The organism is Pseudomonas sp. Bc-h, assembly GCF_002080045.1.
Lineage (GTDB): Bacteria > Pseudomonadota > Gammaproteobacteria > Pseudomonadales > Pseudomonadaceae > Aquipseudomonas.
In genome coordinates, this window is the sequence record NZ_MUIN01000011.1 from 293,801 (window position 1) to 309,370 (window position 15,570).

At 57.8% G+C, this 15,570-nt stretch carries 20 protein-coding genes and 1 pseudogene; 11 read left to right on the forward strand and 10 right to left on the reverse strand.

All coding sequences use genetic code 11. The features are described 5' to 3' along the window. Nucleotides 1-134: 134 nt before the first annotated feature. Entirely contained in the window at nt 135-326 is a 192-nt protein-coding gene (locus BWR59_RS21700; RefSeq protein ID WP_081567684.1) for a CsbD family protein, read from the reverse strand. Nucleotides 327-567: 241 nt separating this feature from the next. Between BWR59_RS21700 and BWR59_RS21705 the strand changes: the two genes are divergently transcribed. Beyond that, nucleotides 568-948, forward strand: coding sequence for a hypothetical protein (locus tag BWR59_RS21705; RefSeq protein ID WP_081567685.1), 381 nt, complete (start codon nt 568-570; stop codon nt 946-948). Nucleotides 949-1,071: 123 nt separating this feature from the next. On the opposite strand, the gene BWR59_RS21710 is transcribed toward BWR59_RS21705, so the two are convergent. Further along, on the reverse strand, nt 1,072-1,476 hold the full coding sequence (locus BWR59_RS21710; RefSeq protein ID WP_081567686.1) for a DUF2177 family protein: 405 nt from the start codon (nt 1,474-1,476) through the stop codon (nt 1,072-1,074). 140 nt (nt 1,477-1,616) lie between these two features. Next, entirely contained in the window at nt 1,617-2,453 is an 837-nt protein-coding gene (locus BWR59_RS21715; RefSeq protein ID WP_081567687.1) for a S1-like domain-containing RNA-binding protein, read from the reverse strand. Nucleotides 2,454-2,834: 381 nt separating this feature from the next. On the opposite strand from BWR59_RS21715, the gene BWR59_RS21720 reads away from it, so the two are divergent. The 4 genes from BWR59_RS21720 to BWR59_RS21735 all read left to right on the forward strand — a co-directional run bounded on the left by BWR59_RS21720 (nt 2,835) and on the right by BWR59_RS21735 (nt 5,524). After that, on the forward strand, nt 2,835-3,014 hold the full coding sequence (locus tag BWR59_RS21720; protein ID WP_037012170.1) for a hypothetical protein: 180 nt from the start codon (nt 2,835-2,837) through the stop codon (nt 3,012-3,014). A 186-nt stretch (nt 3,015-3,200) separates the two neighbouring features. Further along, nucleotides 3,201-3,686, forward strand: coding sequence for a hypothetical protein (locus BWR59_RS21725; RefSeq protein WP_081567688.1), 486 nt, complete (start codon nt 3,201-3,203; stop codon nt 3,684-3,686). Between the two features lie 161 nt (nt 3,687-3,847). Then, the gene (locus BWR59_RS21730) at nt 3,848-4,591 is read left to right on the forward strand and encodes a TorF family putative porin (RefSeq protein WP_081567689.1); all 744 of its coding nucleotides are present in this window, start codon (nt 3,848-3,850) and stop codon (nt 4,589-4,591) included. A gap of 63 nt (nt 4,592-4,654) precedes the next feature. Further along, nucleotides 4,655-5,524 carry a DUF6279 family lipoprotein gene (locus BWR59_RS21735; RefSeq protein WP_081567690.1) on the forward strand — a complete coding sequence of 290 codons (870 nt, stop codon included), beginning with the start codon at nt 4,655-4,657 and terminating at the stop codon, nt 5,522-5,524. 86 nt (nt 5,525-5,610) lie between these two features. Here the strand turns inward: BWR59_RS21735 and BWR59_RS21740 are convergent, their stop codons facing one another. Then, entirely contained in the window at nt 5,611-6,021 is a 411-nt protein-coding gene (locus BWR59_RS21740; protein ID WP_081567691.1) for a transcriptional regulator, read from the reverse strand. A 179-nt stretch (nt 6,022-6,200) separates the two neighbouring features. Here BWR59_RS21740 and BWR59_RS21745 point away from each other — a divergent pair, with 179 nt between their 5' ends. Beyond that, nucleotides 6,201-6,476, forward strand: a complete 276-nt coding sequence (locus tag BWR59_RS21745) for a hypothetical protein (RefSeq protein WP_081567692.1) — start codon at nt 6,201-6,203, stop codon at nt 6,474-6,476. Nucleotides 6,477-6,581: 105 nt separating this feature from the next. Here the strand turns inward: BWR59_RS21745 and BWR59_RS21750 are convergent, their stop codons facing one another. Continuing rightward, entirely contained in the window at nt 6,582-7,934 is a 1,353-nt protein-coding gene (locus tag BWR59_RS21750; RefSeq protein WP_081567693.1) for a DEAD/DEAH box helicase, read from the reverse strand. A 176-nt stretch (nt 7,935-8,110) separates the two neighbouring features. Between BWR59_RS21750 and BWR59_RS21755 the strand changes: the two genes are divergently transcribed. Further along, nucleotides 8,111-9,364, forward strand: coding sequence for a mechanosensitive ion channel family protein (locus BWR59_RS21755; protein ID WP_081567694.1), 1,254 nt, complete (start codon nt 8,111-8,113; stop codon nt 9,362-9,364). Nucleotides 9,365-9,457: 93 nt separating this feature from the next. Further along, nucleotides 9,458-9,768, forward strand: a pseudogene (locus BWR59_RS21760) (helix-turn-helix domain-containing protein). A 93-nt stretch (nt 9,769-9,861) separates the two neighbouring features. On the opposite strand, the gene BWR59_RS21765 reads toward BWR59_RS21760, so the two are convergent. The 5 genes from BWR59_RS21765 to BWR59_RS21785 all read right to left on the reverse strand — a co-directional run bounded on the left by BWR59_RS21765 (nt 9,862) and on the right by BWR59_RS21785 (nt 12,893). After that, on the reverse strand, nt 9,862-10,104 hold the full coding sequence (locus BWR59_RS21765; RefSeq protein WP_081567695.1) for a hypothetical protein: 243 nt from the start codon (nt 10,102-10,104) through the stop codon (nt 9,862-9,864). 234 nt (nt 10,105-10,338) lie between these two features. Then, a complete protein-coding gene (locus BWR59_RS21770) occupies nt 10,339-10,575 on the reverse strand; it encodes a hypothetical protein (RefSeq protein WP_081567696.1) in 237 nt (78 codons plus the stop codon). Between the two features lie 179 nt (nt 10,576-10,754). Then, the gene (locus BWR59_RS21775; protein WP_081567697.1) at nt 10,755-11,612 is read right to left on the reverse strand and encodes a carboxylate/amino acid/amine transporter; all 858 of its coding nucleotides are present in this window, start codon (nt 11,610-11,612) and stop codon (nt 10,755-10,757) included. Nucleotides 11,613-11,822: 210 nt separating this feature from the next. Continuing rightward, a complete protein-coding gene (locus BWR59_RS21780) occupies nt 11,823-12,422 on the reverse strand; it encodes an FMN-dependent NADH-azoreductase (RefSeq protein WP_081567698.1) in 600 nt (199 codons plus the stop codon). Between the two features lie 156 nt (nt 12,423-12,578). Then, nucleotides 12,579-12,893 (reverse strand): 3-phosphoglycerate kinase, encoded by a 315-nt coding sequence (locus tag BWR59_RS21785; RefSeq protein ID WP_081567699.1) that lies wholly within the window; start codon nt 12,891-12,893, stop codon nt 12,579-12,581. 51 nt (nt 12,894-12,944) lie between these two features. On the opposite strand from BWR59_RS21785, the gene BWR59_RS21790 reads away from it, so the two are divergent. From BWR59_RS21790 to BWR59_RS21800, 3 genes are all read left to right on the forward strand, one after another. Further along, complete coding sequence (locus BWR59_RS21790; RefSeq protein WP_081567700.1) at nt 12,945-13,868, forward strand: LysR family transcriptional regulator; 924 nt, start codon at nt 12,945-12,947, stop codon at nt 13,866-13,868. 117 nt (nt 13,869-13,985) lie between these two features. After that, complete coding sequence (locus BWR59_RS21795) at nt 13,986-14,783, forward strand: alpha/beta hydrolase (protein ID WP_081567701.1); 798 nt, start codon at nt 13,986-13,988, stop codon at nt 14,781-14,783. A 166-nt stretch (nt 14,784-14,949) separates the two neighbouring features. Then, complete coding sequence (locus BWR59_RS21800; RefSeq protein WP_081567702.1) at nt 14,950-15,507, forward strand: peptidylprolyl isomerase; 558 nt, start codon at nt 14,950-14,952, stop codon at nt 15,505-15,507. Nucleotides 15,508-15,570: the final 63 nt, after the last annotated feature.

Below are 15,570 nucleotides of genomic sequence, written 5' to 3' on the forward strand. Positions count from 1 at the left end.
AGTTAAGCACTTTTGCTATGGCCGATACGTTTCAGAACATCTTCGGCCGGACACAATAACGGCCATCAGAGGATGGCCGCTACAGGTGACTGGGTTAACCGCTTGAGGCTGCTACACCCGAAGCGCGCAGGCCGTCAGGCCTTGTCGACGCCTTTTTTCACAGCGTCCTTGGCGTTGCCGACCGCTTGCTGTGCTTCGCCTTTGACTTCCTGCGCCTTGCCTTCTGCGCGCAGTTTATCGTTGTCAGTCGCTTTGCCCACGCCTTGTTTGACGTTACCGACTGCTTCGTTGGCCATGCCTTTGACTTTATCGCCAGTGCTGCTCATCGTGTTTCTCCTCGGTAAGAATCAGGTGTCATAACCTCGACGTAGAGATTGACCGGCCTCCATTCCCCAGAGTTTCAATTATTTCCCAAGCGGCGTTTGGGCAGGTGTAACAGCACTTTTCATCGGCCTCGCCCGTTTTGGCCTTTATGTTTGCCCGCCAACCCCGGAGAATGCGCGGCCGAGCCGGACAGTGCCTATCCTGCACTCACGGACTCAACAGATTCGGATCCACAGGAACGCTATGAAAATCGACAAGCAGCAAGCCATTGCGCGCCGCAATGAACAACTGGGCGGTGCCGTGCTGGGCACCAACAATACCCACTTCGCCGTACTGGACCCCAAGCGCAACATCTGGTGGTTCGACCTGCCCGTGAGCCGGCTAGCGGTAGGCCAGTACGAATGGCTGCACCTGCTGTTGCACACGCCTGCCACCGACGAACTCATTCATCTGAAAGTGACCACCAAATTCCTGCGCGAGCAGAAAGACGGCGTGGTGATTCGCAATGAAGGCAAACGCAAATCCACGGTCAGCCTGGAGTTGTCGGCGGACAAGGATTCCTACCTCAAGGACATGCGTCCAAACGGCGCGAACCTGGGCTTTGCGGCGTTTGTGCAGAAGTAACCAGCAGATTCTTCATCACAAAGTTGAATTTTGTAGCAGTCCGGCTTGCCGGCGGTAGCGAACCCAAATACGTCACCGCTGGCAAGCCGACTGTTCCAGCAGAGCGCCAGCCGCATCGTATCCTCAAGCCCCGAATCGGCGGCTCGTCAGATATCCCACCGCCCCCGCCACACCCGACGCAAATGTCCCCCAGGCCCAATCCACCAGTGCCAACTGCGACGGCCAGCCTTGCAGCGTGGCCCAATTGGTCAGATCGTACGTTCCGTAGGCCATCACACCGAGCAGCGCGCTGTAACCGGCGGCATGTTTCAGGCTGGCTTGTCTGACGCCCGGGAATACGCCGATCAGCACAATGCCGACGATGTAGATCAGGTAGAACAGCACTGCCGGAAAGATCACCGGTTGCGCCAGCATCAACGGCCCGAGCCAGTCGCGATAGGTCGGCCCCATCAACACGCCGAGCCACAGGCCGTCGAGCAGCAGAAACGCGAAAAGTGTAGGCAGGTAAGCACTGAGAAATCGTTTCATGATGGAGGGCCTGAGTCAGCAGTGGCGACGCACCGGCTGGCGCGCTCATCTGCTGTGACCTGCGACCATCGACGATAGCTGCAAAAAGCGTTGCACTTTTTGCTCGACGATGACGCAGGTCCACATGGAGCGGGTCCGACTCAGACCAGTTCGATGCGATCGGCGTGAATCACGATCTGGCCCTGCTTGTACAACGCGCCGATGGCCTTTTTAAAGTTGCCTTTACTGACGCCGAACAGGTTGCTGATCACGGTCGGATCGCTCTTGTCGCTGACAGGCAGTACACCGTTGTTCTCACGCAACTTGCTGAGAATCTTCGCGTTGAGGCTGCTGGCAAGCTGCTCGCCCACTGGCTGCAGACTCAAGCTGATGTTGCCGTCGCTGCGCACTTCCTTGATGAAGCCCTTCTCCTGCTTACCCGAACGCAGGAACTTGAACACTTCGTTCTTGTGGATCAGGCCCCAGTGCTTGTTGTTGATGATCGCCTTGAAACCCATGGCGGTTTCTTCGGCAACCAGCAGGTCCACCTCCTGACCCACCGCGTAGTTGGCCGGCACTTTGTCCAGATACCGGTCCAGGCGCGTGGTGGCGGTGATACGGCGGGTGTGCTTGTCGAGATAGACGTGCACTACGCAGTAATCACCGGCCTTGAGCGGGCGCTTTTCTTCGGAGTACGGCAGCAGCAGATCCTTGGGCAGGCCCCAGTCCAGGAAGATGCCGATGCTGTTCACTTCAACGACTTTGAGACTGGCGAATTCACCGACCTGAACTTTTGGCTTTTCCGTGGTAGCGATTAACTTGTCATCGCTGTCCAGATAAATAAAGACGTTGAGCCAATCTTCATCTTCACTGGGAATATCCTTGGGGATATAACGGTTGGGCAGCAATATTTCGCCGTCCTGCGCCCCGTCAAGATATAAACCGAAGTTAGTGTGTTTCACCACTTGCAAACTGTTGTAGCGCCCGACTAAAGCCATGTCCAAATACCCTCATTACGTGGGCGGCATTCTACCCGAGTTTGCCCTGCTGTTGCCGGTTACGCGCGCTCCGGTTGCGGTGGTCATTCGCAGGCCTTGAAAATCAAGGATTTAACGAGAGAGGTTCGCGGCCGAACCTCGGCCAATGGGCCATTCGTCAGGTCAGGTGCTGGATATCCGCAGTTAACCGAGGCGTTTTTCAAAGGCGATTCACAGAAATCATGGCAATTAAAACAGTCATTTAGGCGATCTTTGCGAAAAATGATTTGCGCGCTCACGATTCATGGGGCTATGGTCCGCCGCGGATATTTACCAAGCAATTTGCGCGAGATTCCGATAAGATGGCCGGCCGTATTAATTTTATATAGGTTAATAGCAGCCATGCGCGTAAAAGCATCCAACTCGAAAGCCAAGCCAGCTCCTGCCGTTGAGACCAGCGATTCGATCAACGCACAAATTGCGGCTTTCCTGAAATCCGGCGGCGAAATCCAGCAGATCGCCAAAGGTGTAAGCGGCCAGACCTTCGGCCCATCGAAACAGATCTCCCTCGGTAAAAAGTAAATTTTTCCCCGCCTCCGCGGTCGACATCCAGGCGCTTTGATCACAAAGCGCCAGGTCCATCGCTCCCCTGCTTCAACAAAGCTCTGCTTTACTGTCTCGACATAGCCCGCTCGTCCAGAACCGGCCAAAACGAACAGACAGCCCGGACGATGCCCTGATCACCAGACGTCTCTGCGGAAACCCGATATGACCAAATGGATGTTTTTCGGTGCCCTGCTCTGCCTCGGCCTGGGCGGTTGTGCAACACACCGTTGCGACACCTCAACGGTCGGCAGCCCTTGCCGCGCCGATTACCTGCTGTATCAGAACGATATGCTTCAAGCCAAACTGCTGATCAACGAACGTCGTCAGGAAAACTACGAGCTGGCCAGTGCCCTGCTCAAACGCGCGGCGCGTCAGGACAAGACGGGCGAAGCGGAGTTTTATCAGGCGGTTCTGCTGCTGCGGCTCAACGCTGATGAATCCCAGGTCAACGAGATGCTGCAGGATTCGGCAGATCGCAAATACCCGCTGGCGATCGCGCTACTTGCCCAACAGGCCGGCATGCGGGATCAGGAAAAGGCCCGGGCGTACCGTTTGAAGTACGACGAACTGGACGTCGCCAAGAGCGGATACCCGTCGTTTCCTCAGGCATTGATCGTCGTCAACCGGCTCGTCTCAACGAACAACTGATCGCGAAGTTCAGATTTTCTGCGATGAATCGACCAGCGGTCGATTCATCGCGGCATTCGACGGTATGCTTGCGAGGCTCTAGCTCGCGGTTCCTATCGGGCCCTCGGCATTTCGATACGACACCTTCGATCCCACTCCTACGAACCTGAAAGGAGTGAAGCATGCCTTATGCTCGCTGTTTTACACGCTGGACCGGCGCGCTGCTGACGTGTGCGGCGTTTGTCCATCAACCCGCCAGTGCTCAGGTGCTGGAGCGGGAAGTGGGAGACTTCAGCCTCAAACTGGGTACCACGCCGAGCCGGACCATGGCCCAGGGTCTGGTGACGCCCGGTGCAGGCGACTCAGCCTTCCACGGCGGGCTGGACCTGACCCACGACAGTGGTTTTTACTTCGGCCAGTGGTCGCCCAGCGCCGGGCTCTCCCCTGACACGACGCTCGAAGTCGATTCCTACATGGGCTTCAAAAAACCGTTCGACAAGACGCTGGGCTATGAGCTTGGGGTCATTCGGTACAGCTATCCGAACACCGACCAGATCGACAGCCACGAGCTGTACGCCGGCTTTCGCATCTTCGACAGCCGAATCGGCACGGCCGTCAGCACCGACGCCGGACGTCAGGACAGCACGCTGTTTCTCGACCTCGGCGGCCTGGCCTCGCTGGGTCTGGATCTGCGCGTGCAGTACGGCAACCACCAGCTCGACTCGCCAGCGATCATCGACGGCGGTGGCATGGTCAGCGCCTACAACGACTGGTCGTTCAACGTCTCGCGCCCGTGGCTGGGAATGGACATGAACCTGATGTACAGCGGCTCGAGCCTCAGCGGCGCCGACTGCACCGCTTACAGCGGCCATAACAGCCAGTGCGAAAGTGCTGTCACGCTGAAGGTCGTGCGCTCGTTTTTCTGATGGGCTGAACTGGCATGCCCTGACTGGCTCTATAACTGGGAGACGAACCAGCAAGGAGCTGTCATGCGCATCGTATCGAGGACCTGTATTTCGCTGTGGCTGGGTCTGATTCTGCTGGCCGGCTGTAGCCAGATCGGCCTGACGTACCGGCATCTTGACCTGATCATCCCGTGGTCGCTAAACGACTACCTGGACATGAACGCCACGCAGAAAGACTGGCTCGACGAACGCCTCAAGGAGCACCTGAGCTGGCACTGCAGCACGCAGATTCCCGGCTACCTGACCTGGCTCGACCGCCTGGAAGGCATGGTCGAAACCAATCAGGTCAACGAAACCCAACTCAAAGCGCGTACTGCCGAAGCCCGGCAGGCTATCGCCACCATCTCCCAGGAAATCACGCCCTCGGCCGTCGAACTGCTGCGCCAGTTGAATGATCAGCAGGTTGCGGAAATGGAAGCGGCGTTCGCCAAAGACATGCGCAAGCATGAGGCGGACTTTGTGGACCAACCGCTGGACCAGCAGATTCGCGACCGCGCACAGCGCATGGAAAAACGCCTTAATCCGTGGGTGGGCAAACTCAACCCGGTGCAGAAAGACCGGGTAATGCAATGGTCGACGTCGTTAGGCGAGCAGAATCGCATGTGGATCGACAACCGCGCGCATTGGCAGTCATTGTTGGTGACGGCCGTCAAACAGCGCCAGGCGCCGGATTTCGATCAGAAAATTGCCAGGTTGTTACAGGATCGCGAGACGTTCTGGACGCCGGAGTATCGGCAAGCGTACGACCATACCGAACAGGCGGCGATTTCGCTGATCACCGACTTGATGGCGCAAAGCTCGCCCGAGCAGCGGCAGAGGCTGCTGGATAAAATCGCCGACGTGCGCCAGGACTTCACCAATCTGAGTTGTTTGAAAGGGGCCAGCAAAACCTGACGCTATCTGTAGGAGCCCGGCTGGTCGGCGGTGGCGCCAATGAAATTGCTACCGCCGACAAGCCTGACTGCTACAGGGATCTTTGGCTACGCCACCTGCGCCTTGGACGACGCTTCGTCAAAGGTATCCGGATCCAGCGCATCGGCCTGTTCATCCAGCACCTGGCGTGGATGATCATTGCCGGGAATGCTGCTGTCGATCATCGCCAGCAGGCTTGCGCCGCGCGGCGTCAGAACGAAATTCTCTCCGTTACCGCCCTCTTCTTCTGGACGCGACTCAATGAAGCCACGTTTGAACAGCAGGGCTTCGAGGTCGGCGGCTTCCATCTTCAATGAATCCAGATTGCCAGTGCTTTCGCCTTCCGCGGCCTTGGCAGCCGCGTGCTCTTCGGCATATTTGCGGGGCACGAACGGCTTGTCGGCGCTGTTTTGCACTTCATGGAGCAGGCGCTCGACCAGGTCCCAGTCATAGCTTTTTTTGTCAGATGCATCAGACATAACCAACCTCCAGCAGGGATGAGTTACCCGTGACGTCCGGTCATCGGGCTTGACGCTCAAAGTTGTGACCGAGCACAGCTATAGCCGTTCAGCCCACGGGCCCAGCGGTCGAATGCTGAACTTTTGGCCTGGCTCAGCCCTCCATTTCAGTAAGCCCGCAATGGATACAGAGGCAAATCATGAAAACCCTGATGAGCATCACCGCCGCGCTGACGCTGATCGCCGCCGCACCGGTATGGGCCTGCACGCCCGAGGAAGCGGAGGCGAAACGGGAGCAGCTGGCGCAGGAAGTGCAGAAGCTGACCCAGCAGAACCCCGCCAAGGCCAAGGAGTTGAATCAGGAGATCAAGGACATGCAACTGGAGACCGCCAGCAAGGATGTACCGGACAAATGCCAGTTGATCGATCAGCGGTTGAAGGAGATGGATGAGGCGGCGAAGAAGGCGCAGGGATAAGGCAAGAAAGCAGAAACGGATTTTGAAACCCTGGGAGGGAGCTTGCTCCCCCCACGGTGATTTGTGTTTACACCGCCAGAACGGCGGTGTGAACACCAACTTTCATTACTCGGAAACCGGCGGACGCGTCACGCGCTTCTTCAGCGGCGCCAGACCGTCCTGGCTCACCAGCGACTCGGCCTTCGGACGGTTCACCGTCTTGCGCTTGGTCGGGCCCTTGGCGGCGGTTTTCTTCTTGTCGCCTTTCTTGTCACCCTTGCCGTCGGTCTTTTTCTTCTTCACGCCCACAGCCTTGCCGGACGCCTTGACCTTCTTCGGCCCGGTGTAGGTGCCTTTGACTTCCTTGATGGTGCGGCGCTCGAACTTCTGCTTCAGGTAGCGCTCGATGCTCGACATCAGGTTCCAGTCGCCGTGGGTGATCAGCGAGATCGCCAGACCTTCGGCACCAGCACGGCCGGTGCGGCCGATGCGGTGGACGTAATCGTCACCGGTGCGCGGCATATCGAAGTTGATGACCATGTCCAGACCTTCGACGTCCAGGCCACGGGCTGCAACATCGGTCGCGACCAGAATCTTCACCCCGCCCTGCTTCAGACGATCGATCGCCAGTTTGCGATCCTTCTGATCCTTTTCGCCGTGCAACACGAACGTCTTGTACTCCAGCGCCACCAGGCGGCCATAGATACGGTCAGCCATCGCGCGGGTGTTGGTGAAGATAATGGCCTTCTGGTAGGTCTCGTTGGCCAACAACCAATGCAGGACCTGCTCTTTGTGCACATTGTGGTCAGCGGTGATGATCTGCTGTTTGGTACCCGCAGCCAGCTCGCTGACGCTGTTGACCTGCAGATGCTGCGGATCATTCAGCACTTTGCCGATCATCTCGCGCAGACCCGAGCCACCTGTGGTGGCCGAAAACAGCATGGTTTGCTGACGGTTGGCACACTCGCCCGCCAGACGCTCGACGTCTTCGGCAAAACCCATGTCCAGCATGCGGTCCGCTTCGTCGAGCACCAGCAGTTCGACTTGCTTGAGGTCCAGATTGCCCGCGTTCAGTTGTTCCAGCAGACGCCCCGGAGTACCGATGAGGATATCCGGCACCTTGCGCAGCATCGCGGCCTGGACCTTGAAGTCCTCGCCACCGGTGATCAGACCGGCCTTGATGAAGGTGAACTGCGAGAAGCGCTCGACTTCCTTGAGGGTCTGCTGCGCCAGCTCACGGGTCGGCAGCAGGATCAGCGCGCGAATATCGACGCGAACCTTGGCCGGGCCCATCAGACGGTTGAGCATCGGCAACACGAAAGCGGCGGTCTTGCCACTGCCGGTTTGCGCCGTCACCCGCAGATCGCGTCCTTCCAGCGCCAGCGGAATGGCCGCTGTTTGCACAGGCGTAGGCTCGACGAAATTGAGTTCGGCCACGGCTTTGAGCAGGCGTTCGTGCAGGGCGAATTGGGAGAACACGGGTGTTACCTCGGCGGAATACAAAAAAACAGTCGCATAGGGTACCGGTTTAAGGTGCTTTCGCCGAGTTTCTTTACCTCAAAGGGCCTATTTTGTTACCGGATTTGCGCTGTAACGCCTTCATTGACACAACAGTGCTCTAATCGCGCCCATTTCAAAACGGAGATCCAGCCTCAATGGACATCAATTCTGTCTGGCAACGGGTCCAGCAACTCTGGGACCTGCTCGAACACCAGCCTATGCTGCGCAGCATCCTGGGTTTGCTGATGCTGCTGGTCACCGCGCTGGCCCTTGGCCGTCTGGTACGGTTTATCGTTCTTTCCGCCATGAAAGCGCTGGGCCGCCAGCCCGCGCTGTTCTGGCTCAACGACTTTCTGCACAACAAGGTCTTTCACCGTCTGGCTCAGGTCACCCCTTCCCTGGTGATCCAATTCGGGCTCAATCTTGTGCCTGACTTGAGTCCTACGGCCGCTCATGTGCTGGGCAACATCGCCCTGGCCTTCACCATCCTGTTCATGATGCTGACCGTCGGCGCCCTGCTCAACGCGATGCTCGACATCTACGCCCGTACCGAACACGCCCGCACGCGCTCGATCAAGGGCTATGTGCAACTGGCGAAGATGATTCTGTACGTGTTCGCCGGGATCATCATCGTTGCCACGCTGATCGACCGTTCGCCGCTGTTGCTGCTCTCCGGCCTGGGCGCGATGTCAGCGGTGATTCTGTTGGTCTACAAGGACACTCTGCTGTCGTTCGTCGCCAGCGTTCAGCTGACCAGCAACGACATGCTGCGGGTCGGCGACTGGATCGAGATGCCGCAAGTCGGAGCCGATGGCGATGTGGTGGACATCACACTGCACACCGTCAAAGTGCAGAATTTCGATAAAACCATCGTTTCGATTCCGACCTGGCGTCTGATGTCCGAGTCGTTCAAGAACTGGCGCGGCATGCAAGCTGCTGGCGGGCGCAGGATCAAACGCAGCCTGTTCATTGACGCCAGTGGCGTGCGTTTCGTCGCCGATGACGAGGAACAGAAGCTGACGCAGGTGCGCTTGCTGACCGATTACATGGGGCGCAAGAAAGCCGAGCTGAACGCCTGGAACGCGGCACAGGGCAATGTCGCCGAACTCTCCGCCAACCGCCGCCGCATCACCAACATCGGCACCTTCCGCGCCTACGCGTTGGCCTACCTGAAGAGTCATCCGGACATTCACCCGGACATGACCTGCATGGTCCGCCAGATGGAAGCCACATCCCAGGGCGTGCCGCTGGAAATCTACTGCTTCACCCGCACCACCAGCTGGGCCGATTACGAGCGGATTCAGGGGGACATTTTCGATTACTTGCTGGCGGTGCTGCCGGAGTTCGGGTTGAGCCTGTACCAGCAGCCGAGTGGGTCGGATATGCGGATGGGGTTAAGGACTCGTTAAATGGGAAAGTCTGATTCTTCAACCCCAAAGGAAGCATTGCAGAGCTCCCTCTTCTTGCGCATATTCTGCGCAAGATTGCCAAGGAGTTCGATCGTGCCTCTGACTGAAAAAGAACTGATGAAACGGGATGCCAAGCGCAACCTTGGCGAAGAACTGCTTGAGTCCATCCGGATGTCAAAGCTGGTAATCACGGCCAGATTCATTCGCTGACAATGACCGAAGCGGCGCAGGCGCGCAACAAGACAGGTCTTTCACAACCACGATTTGCCGAGTTGCTTGGTGTGTCCGTGCGAACACTTCAGGAATGGGAGCAGGGTCGACGGATGCCTTCTGGAGCAGCCCGCTCTTTGCTGCATATCGCGGCGCTTCGACCCGATGTGTTTCGAGATGTGCTGGCCGTTTAAGCCGCAAGAGGGTCCCGCGTGACAGTTGGATTCACATGAACAAAAAGCCCGGCATCCGCCGGGCTTTTGATTTTCGGTACGAAGGTGCCGTACTCAGTAGCGCTGATACTGCGAGCCGAACTCTTTGCGGTTGTCAGCAACGACGACGGTGCTGGTCGACTGGCGGGTGAAAAGTTTGGCGGTGGCCTTGTCAGCGACTTTTGCGTCGATGGCAGTGGCGTGGATGTAGGTGGGTTCCAGAACGATGGTCTGGGCAGTTGAGGCTTGTGGGCTGGCGAATGCGGAAGTGGCAGCCAGAACCGACAGTGCGAAGCCAATGGCGATGGATTTTTTCATGATCAGGATCTCCGGTAAGTTGGGGTGAATCGTTTCGTTGAGGCCAATCTACGTCCATTGCCGATCTATTAAAAAACACCAGGATTCATGCTGAACATCGAGCGCGCTGATAATAGGGAAAGTGCTATTACCCCGATAAGCTTATCGAATACAACTTTCCAGCCGACGACAAAAAGCCCGGCATCTGCCGGGCTTTTGATGTGCGTTCAGGTAAGACTGAACCTGTTACGTGACTCAGTAGCGCTGATAGCTGGAACCGAACTCTTTGCGGTTGTCAGCAACGATCACGGTGCTGGAAGATTTGCTGTCGAAAGGCTTGATGGCATCTTTGCTGGCGACTTTGCTGTCCAGAACAGTTGCACTGGAAACGTCGACGATAGCGCGTTGATAAGTCTTCTCTGGGCTGGCGAACGCAGAACCTGCAGCCAGGATCGAAAGTGCAAAACCAAGGGCGATGGATTTTTTCATCATCTGGATCTCCGGTAAGTTGCTAAGTCAGTAAGTTGAGTCGTTCAGTAAGTTGGGTAGTTCGTTTCGTTGGAGCCAATCTATTCGGTCAGCCCCAACTTGAAAAACCACGCGTTCCGATATCTAACATCAACCCCGGTGATGTGATCGCCCCGAGCGTCTACTTCAACGGTTTCAGCGACTCAGGAGCGTTCGCCGATGCCTCGCCGGCTGATCCACACTGAGAAAACGACCACCAGACCACCGAAAAACAGCTTGCCCAAGTCCTCGTTCTGGCCCCAGATCAACAGGTTGATGAGCAACCCCACCGGCACATGCAGGTTGTTCATCACTGCCAGCGTACCGCCGTTGACCATGCAAGCCCCCTTGTTCCACCAGTACATGCCCAGCGCGGTCGAACACAGGCCGAGAAACAGCAATACCACCCATTGCTGGGGCGCTTCGGGGAGATGCTGGGGGTTGCCGAACAGCAGGAACGCCGGGAGCGCAACGATCAACGCGCCAAGGTAGAAATAGCCAAACCGGCGGTAGTGCGGCAGATCGCTCGGATGGCGGGCCACCAGATGCTTGTACAACACCTGCCCCGCCGCGTAGGTGAAGTTGGCTACTTGCAGCAGCAGGAAACCGCCGAGGAAGTTTCCGTCGACCCGGTCATAGCGAATGACCACCGCGCCAAGCACTGCAACGATCGCGGCCAGCAGGCCCCACGGATTGAATCGCCGGTTCAGGGCGTCTTCGATGAGCGTCACGTGCAGGGGCGTGAGAATGGTGAACAGCAGCACTTCCGGCACCGTGAGCACGCGGAAGCTCAGGTACAGGCAGACGTAGGTCACGCCGAACTGCAAGGCCCCGATCAGCAGCATCCCGCGCCTGAATGCAGGTTCCACCTGGCGCCAACGGGTGAGTGGAATGAACACCAGCCCGGCCAGCACCACGCGGATCAGCACCGCAAAGTAACTGTCGACATGCCCCGCCAGATAGACACCGATCAGGCTGAAGGAAAATGCCTGAATCAGCGTGACAAAAAACAGATAGCCCATGATTGCCCCTTTTTCGAAGGCGGCGACCTTAGCGGGTTGGGGAGTGTGTGTCTATTTTGCGCTTGAGCAGGCAATAAAAAGCCCGATGACCCGGCGCAAATGGCGGATCTATCGGGCAACGCACTCAGGAGCATTCAAGTGCCAAAGGAGGTTCGATGAACGCGAGGATGATCACTCGCCGGCATTAACTGACGATTAAGCGGTTGCGCATCAAGCCACCTGGGCCAGTTTGGCGACCGCCTGATTCAAGCCCTTCTCGGAGAAATCCCCGCCCATGTTCAGGCCTTCGGCGTGAATGAAGGTGACGTCGTGGATGCCGACGAAACCCAGCACCTGACGCAGGTAGGGTTCCTGGTGATCCAGGGTACTGCCTGCGTAGATACCGCCGCGAGCGGTCAGCACGTAAGCGCGTTTGCCGGTCAGCAGGCCCTGTGGGCCGGTTTCGCCATACTTGAAGGTCACACCGGCGCGCAGCACGTGGTCAAACCAGGATTTAAGCGTGCTCGGAATCGCGAAGTTGTACATCGGGGCCGCCAGCACTACGACATCGGCAGCGACCAGTTCGTCAGTCAATTCGTTGGAGCGGTCCAGCGCAGCCTGCTCGACCGCGTTGCGTTGATCCTGAGGCTTCATCCAGCCGCCCAGCAGATCGATGTCCAGATGCGGAACCTGCTTGACCGCCAGATCACGAACGGTGATTTCGTCGGCAGGATGCGCGGCGCGCCACTGGCTGATGAACTGTTGGGTCAGTTGGCGGGAAACGGAATCTTGCTGACGGGCGCTGCTTTCAATGATCAGGACGCGAGACATGGGGTGTGACCTCCAGCGAATGGGTATGTCGATTCGATGGAGAGAAGATTAATCGTGACTATATCGATAAAAAAGCGTAAAAAATTGCTTCTAAATATCTAATAATTTGTTTTATTGGCGGAAGCGCATTAGCCTCTTCCGCCTCGCCGCAGTCGATTATTGCGGCTCACAGCTGAGCTTGATCCGCAGCTTGATGATCTCGCGGGTGAATTTGGCCGTGACGTTTTCACTGCTCTTCGGTGCGATCTGCACTCGACGTGTACGGGGGGCTTCAGGGCCGTTGTTGAATACCACCGTGCATTTGGCCGGGACATCGCCGTAATTGTTCACCGTGATGTTGCCGATGTCGTAGGTAGTGTCGTGACTGTTGTAGTCGATCTGCACGCCGTCGATGTGTTTCTCGACATCAATGGGATAGGCAAAGGCGCTCAAGGGCAACATCGTCAGCAGCACACAACAGAATTTTTTCATGCGGCAGTCCTCATTATTGGACGGCCAGCTTAGTACAAACAGGAGCGAAAGATGAAAGCGCCCCGCGTGACCCTTGATCAATGGCGCACCCTTCAGGCCGTTGTCGACCACGGCGGCTTTGCCCAGGCGGCCCAGGCCCTGCACCGCTCACAGTCATCGGTCAGCTACACCGTGGCACGGATGCAGGACCAGCTGGGTGTTCCGTTGCTGCGCATCGATGGCCGAAAGGCCGTGCTGACCGAAGCCGGTGAAGTGCTGCTGCGCCGCTCAAGGCAACTGGTGAAGAACGCCAGCCAACTGGAAGACCTGGCGCATCACATGGAACAGGGCTGGGAAGCCGAAGTGCGGCTGGTCGTAGATGCGGCTTATCCGAACGCACGGTTGGTGCGCGCATTGACCGCGTTCATGCCGCAAAGCCGCGGCTGTCGAGTGAGACTGCGGGAAGAAGTGCTGTCTGGCGTTGAAGAAGTCCTGCTCGAAGGCGTCGCGGACCTGGCCATCAGCGGCTTCAACATTCCGGGCTATCTGGGCACCGAAATGAGCAGCGTTGAGTTCGTCGCGGTGGCCCACCCCGAACACCCGCTTCATCAAATGCAGCGCGAGTTGACCTTTCAGGACCTGGAAAGCCAGTTGCAGGTGGTGATTCGCGACTCCGGACGCAATCAGCCTCGCGACGTTGGCTGGCTCGGTGCCGAGCAGCGCTGGACTGTAGGCAGCCTGGCCACTGCGGCCACATTTGTCAGCAGCGGCCTGGGGTTCGCCTGGCTGCCTCGGCACATGATCGAGCGCGAAATGAAAGAAGGCGTGCTCAAGGTTCTGCCACTGGACAAAGGTGGCAGCCGGCGCCCGACCTTCTACCTTTATTCGAGCAAGGACAAACCGCTGGGGCCTGCCACGCAGATCCTCATCGAGCTGATCCAGACCTTCGACACCGCCCCGCTGGATGCGCCTTTCGCCGCGCCGCAACAGGCATAGAGACCCGCGAATCTGCGTATCAGTCCGGCTTGCCGGCGATGGCGATCTCCATTAAGTCACCGCCGGCAAGCCGGACTGCTACGGTTCGTCTATCGATTCTCTACAAGGACGTAAGCCATGCCCTACTTCGAACACGACGATTGCTCCCTGCACTACGAGGAATATGGCCGTGGCGCGCCGGTGCTGCTGGTTCACGGGCTGGGTTCGAGCTGCCTGGACTGGGAATATCAGATACCGGTACTGGCCGCACGCTACCGGGTAATCGTTGTCGATGTTCGTGGCCATGGGCGATCAGACAAGCCCCGCGAGCGCTACAGTATTCCGGGATTCAGTGCGGATATCGAAGCGCTGCTGGAGCACGTGCATCTGGGGCCGGTGCATCTGGTGGGCCTTTCGATGGGAGGGATGATCGGCTTTCAGTTGGCAGTCGAACAGCCGCAACTGCTCAAGAGCCTGACCATTGTAAACAGCGCCCCCGAGGTGAAAGTCAAAAGCTTCGATGACTTTCGGCAGTTCGCCAAACGCTGGTTGCTGGCGAGGGTGTTCAGCATGGAAACCATCGGCAAGGGGCTGGGCAAGAACCTGTTCCCCAAACCCGAACAGGCCGAACTGCGGCAGAAAATCGCCAGGCGCTGGGCGCAGAACGACAAGCGCGCCTACCTCGCCAGTTTCAGCGCGATTGTGGGCTGGGGGGTGCAAGAGCAGTTATCGCGCATCAGTTGCCCGACGCTGATCGTGACGGCGGATCGCGATTACACGCCGGTAGCGCTGAAAGAGACATACACGCAGTTGATTCCAGACGCCCGGCTGGTGGTGATCGAGGACTCCCGACACGCCAGCCCCCTGGACCAGCCAGCGGCGTTCAACCAGATACTGCTGAGTTTCATTGACGCGCAGGAGAAACGCTCGATGTAGCAGCACGGCTTGCCTGCGGTGACGCTCTTTCGATCGCTGCCGCCGGCAAGCCGGACTGCCAAAGGGACTGCCCGGGTTCGATCGACCCTGTCAAAATCCTTCCAAACGTGCTTCCCTTGTGACCTGTTTTTAGCAGTCGAAAATCACTTTTCAGGACATCTGCCTCATGCTGAAAAAAATCGCCCTCACCGCCGCTGCAGTGCTGTTCGCCTCCAATCTGATGGCCGCCCCTGCCCCTCACGTCGTGCTGGACACCAGCCTTGGGCAGATTGAAATCGAACTGAACCAGGACAAAGCGCCGATCAGCACCAAAAACTTTCTGGCCTATGCCAACGAGAATTTTTACACCAACACCATCTTCCACCGCGTGATCCCGGGCTTCATGGTCCAGGGCGGCGGGTTCACGGCGCAGATGATGCAAAAGCCGACTCACGACCCGATCAAGAACGAAGCCGACAACGGCCTGCATAACGTGCGCGGGACCATCGCCATGGCGCGTACCTCTGACGTGAACTCGGCCACCAGCCAGTTCTTCATCAACGTCAAAGACAACGACATGCTCGACCACGGCGTGCGCGACTTCGGTTACGCGGTATTCGGCAAAGTGGTCAAGGGCATGGACGTGGTCGACACCATCGTCAATTCCCAAACCACCAACAAAAGCGGCATGCAAAACGTGCCGGTCGACCCGATCCTGATCAAGTCGGTCAAAGTTGTGAACTAAGCTAGTCAGGTGCACGAAAGCCGGGCATTTGCCCGGCTTTTTATTTTTTCAGGATGAAGATCG

What these genes read in the sequence shown, in the direction of transcription:
- BWR59_RS21700 (WP_081567684.1), bottom strand. Translation starts at nt 326, where the DNA reads ATGAGCAGCACTGGCGATAAAGTCAAAGGCATGGCCAACGAAGCAGTC.
- BWR59_RS21705 (WP_081567685.1), top strand. Translation starts at nt 568, where the DNA reads ATGAAAATCGACAAGCAGCAAGCCATTGCGCGCCGCAATGAACAACTG.
- BWR59_RS21710 (WP_081567686.1), bottom strand. Translation starts at nt 1,476, where the DNA reads ATGAAACGATTTCTCAGTGCTTACCTGCCTACACTTTTCGCGTTTCTG.
- BWR59_RS21715 (WP_081567687.1), bottom strand. Translation starts at nt 2,453, where the DNA reads ATGGCTTTAGTCGGGCGCTACAACAGTTTGCAAGTGGTGAAACACACT.
- BWR59_RS21720 (WP_037012170.1), top strand. Translation starts at nt 2,835, where the DNA reads ATGCGCGTAAAAGCATCCAACTCGAAAGCCAAGCCAGCTCCTGCCGTT.
- BWR59_RS21725 (WP_081567688.1), top strand. Translation starts at nt 3,201, where the DNA reads ATGACCAAATGGATGTTTTTCGGTGCCCTGCTCTGCCTCGGCCTGGGC.
- BWR59_RS21730 (WP_081567689.1), top strand. Translation starts at nt 3,848, where the DNA reads ATGCCTTATGCTCGCTGTTTTACACGCTGGACCGGCGCGCTGCTGACG.
- BWR59_RS21735 (WP_081567690.1), top strand. Translation starts at nt 4,655, where the DNA reads ATGCGCATCGTATCGAGGACCTGTATTTCGCTGTGGCTGGGTCTGATT.
- BWR59_RS21740 (WP_081567691.1), bottom strand. Translation starts at nt 6,021, where the DNA reads ATGTCTGATGCATCTGACAAAAAAAGCTATGACTGGGACCTGGTCGAG.
- BWR59_RS21745 (WP_081567692.1), top strand. Translation starts at nt 6,201, where the DNA reads ATGAAAACCCTGATGAGCATCACCGCCGCGCTGACGCTGATCGCCGCC.
- BWR59_RS21755 (WP_081567694.1), top strand. Translation starts at nt 8,111, where the DNA reads ATGGACATCAATTCTGTCTGGCAACGGGTCCAGCAACTCTGGGACCTG.
- BWR59_RS21765 (WP_081567695.1), bottom strand. Translation starts at nt 10,104, where the DNA reads ATGAAAAAATCCATCGCCATTGGCTTCGCACTGTCGGTTCTGGCTGCC.
- BWR59_RS21770 (WP_081567696.1), bottom strand. Translation starts at nt 10,575, where the DNA reads ATGATGAAAAAATCCATCGCCCTTGGTTTTGCACTTTCGATCCTGGCT.
- BWR59_RS21775 (WP_081567697.1), bottom strand. Translation starts at nt 11,612, where the DNA reads ATGGGCTATCTGTTTTTTGTCACGCTGATTCAGGCATTTTCCTTCAGC.
- BWR59_RS21780 (WP_081567698.1), bottom strand. Translation starts at nt 12,422, where the DNA reads ATGTCTCGCGTCCTGATCATTGAAAGCAGCGCCCGTCAGCAAGATTCC.
- BWR59_RS21785 (WP_081567699.1), bottom strand. Translation starts at nt 12,893, where the DNA reads ATGAAAAAATTCTGTTGTGTGCTGCTGACGATGTTGCCCTTGAGCGCC.
- BWR59_RS21790 (WP_081567700.1), top strand. Translation starts at nt 12,945, where the DNA reads ATGAAAGCGCCCCGCGTGACCCTTGATCAATGGCGCACCCTTCAGGCC.
- BWR59_RS21795 (WP_081567701.1), top strand. Translation starts at nt 13,986, where the DNA reads ATGCCCTACTTCGAACACGACGATTGCTCCCTGCACTACGAGGAATAT.
- BWR59_RS21800 (WP_081567702.1), top strand. Translation starts at nt 14,950, where the DNA reads ATGCTGAAAAAAATCGCCCTCACCGCCGCTGCAGTGCTGTTCGCCTCC.